Below are 6,083 nucleotides of genomic sequence, written 5' to 3' on the forward strand. Positions count from 1 at the left end.
ATGTTTATCAATTGGTGGGCGCATGGGATAGCCATGACATCCGGCCCGACACCTGGCGCAGCAACTGGTGGTATAGCGGGAGCGTCCAGAACAATTACAACTATTACGCGAAGCTGCCGCCTGGAACCGCCAGCTACGTTGTGCCGAACAGACCGCCGATAGACATGCGTCCGCAGCCGGAGCGACCTCAGAATGGCCTACCCACCACTTCGCAGTTTCATGACCCCACCGACGGTGACACCAGTAATGATACAAATCCGGTGGATGACCCGACACGGCCTCAGGATGGCCTATCTGACGCGAAAAGCGGCAACGTTAAGGCGCTGAAGAACCTTTCGGAGGCTTTTCCGGATTACTTCAAAGCTATCGGCCAAGATTTCACCCGCACTTCCGTTTCTTTTTCTGGAGACTCTCAACTTAACGTAGAAACAGCACCCCGTGCATTGGCCGTTTACGGCGGACTAAATGCCGACAATAAACTGGTCGAGCATTACACATTCAAATCACTGGGTAACGCTGTCAATCCGGAACGTCCTTTTCCGAACGCCATTTTTCAGTTCATTTATTTGAGACCGGAAGACAAAGACAAATTGGGAACCTTAGATCCCGGCAAGTACGACACGCACTACGAAGACGTTGAATACATTCACCCCCATCCAGAGAGTGATGGAACCCATACAGTTTGGAGAACTGCCCGCTTTATCATGCCAAAAGAATCGAGCCCGGCGGAGATCGAAAAAACCCCGCCTGACTATGGTTATTTATACCTTCTGGACGATGGCGACCCCCACGCTCAACAGACATTACCTGGCGAAAATAGCAGCATCGTCATAAGCAATTTTGCGGGTGAAAAAATCCCGACCACATACAAAGGCCCCTGACTACGTCTGGGCAGCGGCCGCTTGACGCGGGCGCTTCCGGTCAGCCCAGGCGGCCGGACTTGCGCACGATCAGCATCGCCAGTTCCAGCGATTGCTCGTAATTGAGGCGCGGATCCACCATCGACTTGTAGGCGCGTTGCAGATCGGCCTCGCTGAGATCACGCGCGCCGCCCATGCACTCGGTGACATCTTCGCCGGTAAGTTCCAGATGGACGCCACCCAGGCGCGTGCCGGCGGCATCGTGGATATCGAATGCCTGCTCCAGTTCGCCACGGATATTGTCAAAGCGACGCGTCTTGAAACCGTTCGACGTGCTTTCGGTATTGCCATGCATCGGGTCGGCTACCCAAAGCACGCGTCGGCCTTCGCGCTTGACGGCCTCGAGCAAAGGCGGCAGTGCTTGTGCGACCTGCGCATTTCCCATGCGATGGATCAGCGTGAGACGACCAGGCTCGTCGTCCGGGTTGAGCGCATCGATCAGCGGCAACAACTGCTCTGGCGTGACGGAAGGGCCGACCTTTACCGCAATCGGATTGCGGATGCCGCGGAAATATTCCACATGTGCGCCATCCAGGGCGGCGGTTCGCATGCCGATCCACGGGAAATGCGTGGAGAGATTGAACCAGCCGCGGTGGCGCGGAACCTGTCGCGTCAGCGCCTGCTCATAGTGCAGCAGTAGCGCTTCGTGCGAGGTAAAGAAGTCCACCCGCGTGAACCCGGCAATAGGACCGGCCAGGGTTTCCATGAATCGCAACGAATCGCCGATACCCGCCACCATGCGTCGATAATCGGCCGCCAGCGGCGAGTGCTCCACCCAGGCGAGATCCCAGTATTCCGGATGATGCAAATCCGCGAACCCGCCATCGATCAGCGCGCGCACGAAGTTCATGGTGAGCGCCGAATGCGCATGCGCGCGGATCAGGCGCTGCGGGTCAGGCCGACGCGCCTCGGGCGTGAATGCTGGGCCGTTGATGACGTCGCCGCGGAAGCTCGGCAGGGTGATGCCATCGCGGGTCTCCGTGTCGGCCGAGCGCGGCTTGGCGTACTGGCCCGCAAAACGGCCTACGCGCAGCACCGGCTGCTTGAGCCCGTGCACCAGCACCAGGCTCATCTGCAGCAGCACTTTCAGGCGATTGGAAATGATCGGACTGGTGCAGTCGGCGAAGCTCTCCGCGCAATCGCCCCCCTGCAGCAGGAAGCGCTTGCCTTCCTGCGCTTCGGCTAGCGATTGCTTCAGCGACAGCACTTCCCAGGAGGTGATCAGGGGAGGTAGATGCGCCAGCGCCTCGATCGCCTTCGCGAGTTCAGCCGCGTCTTCATAGTGCGGCTGCTGCAACGCAACACGTTGCTGCCAGGAGGTGGGCGTCCAATCGAGGTGCTGCAAGGGGTTTGTCAAAGTATTCATAACCGCAACCTCGGCGCGGCGCGGCGCAGCGTCGCGCGAATGGCCCAGACCGATAGCAAGATGTACCACAGCAGCGTCCACAATGGCATGGGCAGGCCGAGGATCGGCTGGATCTTGGCGCACTCGCCGGAGCCGGTAAACACCATCTTAAGTACCTTCGCGAACGGAAAGGCATCCATCATGTACGCAAGATTGGGGCCGCAGGAGGGGAGCTGATCCGGCGGCAGCGACTGGATCCACAGATGGCGTACCGCCGTCGCCAGACCGAACAGGGCGCCGAGCAGCAGCAGGCCGGTATAGAACCAGCGCATGCTACCGCGCGGCGCATGCAGTGCGCCTAGCAAAAAGAAAACTGCCATGACCATAAAACCGATGCGCTGGAAGATGCACAGCGGGCACGGCTCCATTCCCCACACATGCTCGGCATAGAGGGCGAAGCCCAGCAGACCGGCGCAAATGAAAAAGCCCAGGAAGAAACTGGCGCGGTAGGACCAGCGTAAGGGGTTCATGAGTTCGTTGGCATCGGGGATCAGGATGTTGACATTACCCGCTCGCAAAGACCCTGTCAGTAGGCCGGGGCCTCGGCGCCCGTAAAAAAGCAAAACCCCGGTCGGTTGCCCGGCCGGGGTTTTGTATTTGGACGTCCAAACAAGGGCTTGGGACGATCTTACTCGGCGTCGACCGCCTCGGTACGCGGGCGGTCCACCAGTTCGACGTACGCCATCGGCGCATTGTCGCCCGGGCGGAAGCCGCACTTGAGAATGCGCAGGTAGCCGCCGGGACGCTCGCGGTAACGCGGGCCCAATTCGACGAACAACTTACCCACGGCCTGCTTGTCGCGCAGACGGGCAAACGCCAGACGGCGATTGGCGACGCCATCGACCTTGGCCAGGGTGATCAGCGGCTCGGCGATACGGCGCAGCTCTTTGGCCTTGGGCAGGGTCGTGCGGATCAGCTCGTGCTTGATGAGCGACGAAGCCATGTTCTTGAACATCGCTTCGCGATGGCTGCTGGTGCGGTTGAGCTTACGCCCGGATTTCATATGACGCATGATGAGACTCTCTTGTCTGTTGTTATGAAAAACCGGTCCTTATGGCCGGATTTCCGCGGGTTACCCGCTATGCAAGCCCTTGGTGGAACGGGCTCTTATTAAGAGCGCGGCCGAAGGGCCGCTCTCGCGTCAGGCCAGCACCGTAAAAAAAGCGACGGAACTCCACCTGACTCGCGACTACGATCAAAGGTGACCGTGTCCAATACACCAGCAGCCGCAGTCTTAACGACTGCGGCTGCGGCAAAATCAACCCAGCTGCATGCCGTGCGAGAGGCCCGGCGGCGGCCAGTTTTCCAACTTCATACCCAGGGCCAGACCACGCACGCCCAGGACATCCTTGATTTCCGTGAGCGACTTCTTGCCGAGGTTCGGCGTCTTAAGCAGCTCCACTTCGGTCTTCTGAACCAGATCGCCGATGTAGTAAATGCTCTCGGCCTTCAGGCAATTGGCCGAACGCACGGTGAGTTCCAGATCGTCGATCGGACGCAGCAGCAGCGGATCGAAACCGCCCTTCTCCGCCTTGTCGGTGGCACTTTCACGACGCGAGAAATCACCGAACACCGACAGCTGGTCGTTGAGGATTTCAGCGGCCTTGCGCACCGCATCTTCCGCACCGATGGTGCCGTTGGTTTCGATATCCAGCACCAGCTTATCGAGGTTGGTGCGCTGCTCGACACGAGCGGCGTCCACCTCGTAGGCCACGCGCAGCACCGGAGCAAACGAGGCATCCAGCTGCAGGCGACCGATCGGGCGCGCTTCGTCGTCCGGATGCTGACGCAGGCTTGCCGGCTGATAGCCGACGCCACGACGCACCTTTAGACGCATGTTCAGCGCGATGTCCTTGGTCAGGTGGCAGATCACATGTTCCGGATTGATGATCTCCACCGAATGATCGACGGTGATATCACCCGCGGTGACCACACCCTTGCCCTTCTTGGACAAGGTCAGGGTGACTTCATCACCCGTGTGCTGACGAATCGCCACTTCCTTGAGGTTGAGCAGGACTTCAATCACGTCCTCCTGCAACCCTTCCAGGGTGGTGTACTCGTGCAGCACGCCATCAATTTCAACCTCGACGATGGCGCTGCCAGGGATCGAGGAGAGCAGCACGCGACGCAGCGCATTGCCCAAGGTGTGGCCAAAGCCACGCTCGAGCGGCTCCACCACTACCTTGGCGCGATTCGGTCCGAGCTGTTCAACACTGAGGCCGCGAGGCCGCAGCACGCTAGTTGACGAAACTGCCATGCATGGCTCCGGTTGATTACTTCGAATAAAGCTCGACGATCAGCGCTTCGTTGATGTCGGTCGGCAGGTCGGCGCGATCCGGCACGGACTTGAACGTGCCAGCGAACTTCTTGCTGTCCACTTCCACCCACTGCGGGCGCAGATCCATCGTGTCGAACACGGTGCCGGCTTCCTGCACGCGCAGCTGGTTGCGCGCGCGCTCGGTCACGGCGATCTCGTCACCCGGGCGAACCTGGTAGGACGGGATGTTGACCTTCTTGCCGTTGACCAGAATGCCCTTGTGCGACACGAGCTGACGAGCCTGGGCGCGCGTGACGGCGAAACCCATGCGGTAGACGACGTTGTCCAGACGGCTCTCGAGCAGGCGCAGCAGGTTCTCACCGGTGTTGCCCTTGAGGGTCGACGCCTTGGTGTAGTAGTTGCTGAACTGGCGCTCAAGCACGCCGTAAATACGCTTGACCTTCTGCTTTTCACGCAGCTGGACAGCATAATCGGACAGGCGGGCGCGCTTGTTGGCGCCATGCTGGCCGGGCTTGTTCTCCAGCTTGCACTTGGAGTCGATGGCGCGCGCCGGGCTCTTCAGGCTCAGGTCCGAACCTTCACGACGCGCGAGTTTGCAGGTAGCTCCACGATAACGTGCCATGGTTGTGCTCCTTAGACGCGACGCTTCTTGGGGGGACGGCAGCCGTTATGCGGAATCGGCGTGACATCGATGATGTTGAGAACCTTGTAGCCCAGCGCGTTCAGCGAACGCACCGCCGACTCGCGGCCCGGGCCGGGGCCCTTGATACGCACTTCCACCGTCTTCACGCCATAGTCGCCGGCAGCCCGGCCGGCCTTTTCGGCGGCAACCTGGGCAGCGAACGGGGTCGACTTGCGCGAACCGCGGAAACCCGCGCCGCCGGCAGTCGCCCACGACAGGGCATTGCCCTGGCGATCGGTGATCGTGACGATGGTGTTGTTGAAGGACGCCTGCACGTGCGCCACCGCATCGGTGACAACGCGCTTGACTTTCTTCTTGGTCTTAACTGGCTTTGCCATGTTCGGAATCCAAATCTCTTAAAAAGCGATCACTTCTTGATCGCGCGGCGCGGACCCTTGCGGGTACGGGCGTTGGTACGCGTGCGCTGGCCGCGCACCGGCAGGCCACGGCGGTGGCGCAGACCGCGGTAGCAACCCAGGTCCATCAGGCGCTTGATCGCGATACCGACTTCGCGGCGCAGATCGCCTTCCACCACATACTTGGCGACCTCGTGGCGGATCTTCTCCACCTCGCCTTCGCTCAGCGATTTGATCTGCACGTTCGGGTTCACACCCGCCGCTTCGCAGACCTTCCTGGCCCGGCTGCGGCCGATGCCATAGATGCTCTGCAGGCCAACCCAGACGTGCTTCTGGACCGGCAAATTGACACCCGCAATGCGCGCCATGATGTACTTTCTCCGATGCTTTCTTGCGCGGTAAACGCGCAATTCTAACCTTAATCAAACTGTCAGGAAAGCCC

8 protein-coding genes are annotated in these 6,083 nt (G+C 60.3%); 1 reads left to right on the forward strand and 7 read right to left on the reverse strand.

Annotated elements, in window-relative coordinates; translation table 11 throughout:
• The coding region (locus tag VME63_RS00930) for a hypothetical protein (RefSeq protein WP_325429318.1) at nucleotides 1-881 on the forward strand (881 nt) is incomplete at its 5' end.
• Between the two features lie 40 nt (nucleotides 882-921).
• Here the strand turns inward: VME63_RS00930 and VME63_RS00935 are convergent.
• The 7 genes from VME63_RS00935 to rpsM all read right to left on the reverse strand — a co-directional run bounded on the left by VME63_RS00935 (nucleotide 922) and on the right by rpsM (nucleotide 6,009).
• Nucleotides 922-2,286 (reverse strand): class II 3-deoxy-7-phosphoheptulonate synthase, encoded by a 1,365-nt coding sequence (locus VME63_RS00935; RefSeq protein ID WP_325429320.1) that lies wholly within the window; start codon nucleotides 2,284-2,286, stop codon nucleotides 922-924.
• Nucleotides 2,283-2,795, reverse strand: a complete 513-nt coding sequence (locus VME63_RS00940) for a disulfide bond formation protein B (protein ID WP_325429329.1) — start codon at nucleotides 2,793-2,795, stop codon at nucleotides 2,283-2,285. The genes VME63_RS00935 and VME63_RS00940 overlap by 4 nt, the downstream gene beginning before the upstream one ends.
• 158 nt (nucleotides 2,796-2,953) lie before the next feature.
• Entirely contained in the window at nucleotides 2,954-3,337 is a 384-nt protein-coding gene (rplQ, locus tag VME63_RS00945) for a 50S ribosomal protein L17 (protein WP_128899640.1), read from the reverse strand.
• 246 nt (nucleotides 3,338-3,583) lie between these two features.
• Nucleotides 3,584-4,582 (reverse strand): DNA-directed RNA polymerase subunit alpha, encoded by a 999-nt coding sequence (locus tag VME63_RS00950; RefSeq protein ID WP_115477092.1) that lies wholly within the window; start codon nucleotides 4,580-4,582, stop codon nucleotides 3,584-3,586.
• Between the two features lie 16 nt (nucleotides 4,583-4,598).
• Nucleotides 4,599-5,225, reverse strand: coding sequence for a 30S ribosomal protein S4 (rpsD, locus tag VME63_RS00955; protein WP_325429324.1), 627 nt, complete (start codon nucleotides 5,223-5,225; stop codon nucleotides 4,599-4,601).
• Between the two features lie 11 nt (nucleotides 5,226-5,236).
• Nucleotides 5,237-5,623 (reverse strand): 30S ribosomal protein S11, encoded by a 387-nt coding sequence (rpsK, locus tag VME63_RS00960; RefSeq protein WP_115477094.1) that lies wholly within the window; start codon nucleotides 5,621-5,623, stop codon nucleotides 5,237-5,239.
• Between the two features lie 29 nt (nucleotides 5,624-5,652).
• Nucleotides 5,653-6,009, reverse strand: a complete 357-nt coding sequence (gene rpsM / locus VME63_RS00965) for a 30S ribosomal protein S13 (protein ID WP_325429327.1) — start codon at nucleotides 6,007-6,009, stop codon at nucleotides 5,653-5,655.
• Nucleotides 6,010-6,083: the final 74 nt, after the last annotated feature.

This window comes from Dyella sp., from assembly GCF_035503745.1.
GTDB lineage: Bacteria > Pseudomonadota > Gammaproteobacteria > Xanthomonadales > Rhodanobacteraceae > Dyella_B.

Excerpts from the sequence above, each read along its gene's own strand:
- VME63_RS00950 (WP_115477092.1), bottom strand. The coding sequence starts at position 4,582 with ATGGCAGTTTCGTCAACTAGCGTGCTGCGGCCTCGCGGCCTCAGTGTT.
- VME63_RS00940 (WP_325429329.1), bottom strand. The coding sequence starts at position 2,795 with ATGAACCCCTTACGCTGGTCCTACCGCGCCAGTTTCTTCCTGGGCTTT.
- rpsK (WP_115477094.1), bottom strand. The coding sequence starts at position 5,623 with ATGGCAAAGCCAGTTAAGACCAAGAAGAAAGTCAAGCGCGTTGTCACC.
- rplQ (WP_128899640.1), bottom strand. The coding sequence starts at position 3,337 with ATGCGTCATATGAAATCCGGGCGTAAGCTCAACCGCACCAGCAGCCAT.
- VME63_RS00935 (WP_325429320.1), bottom strand. The coding sequence starts at position 2,286 with ATGAATACTTTGACAAACCCCTTGCAGCACCTCGATTGGACGCCCACC.
- rpsD (WP_325429324.1), bottom strand. The coding sequence starts at position 5,225 with ATGGCACGTTATCGTGGAGCTACCTGCAAACTCGCGCGTCGTGAAGGT.
- rpsM (WP_325429327.1), bottom strand. The coding sequence starts at position 6,009 with ATGGCGCGCATTGCGGGTGTCAATTTGCCGGTCCAGAAGCACGTCTGG.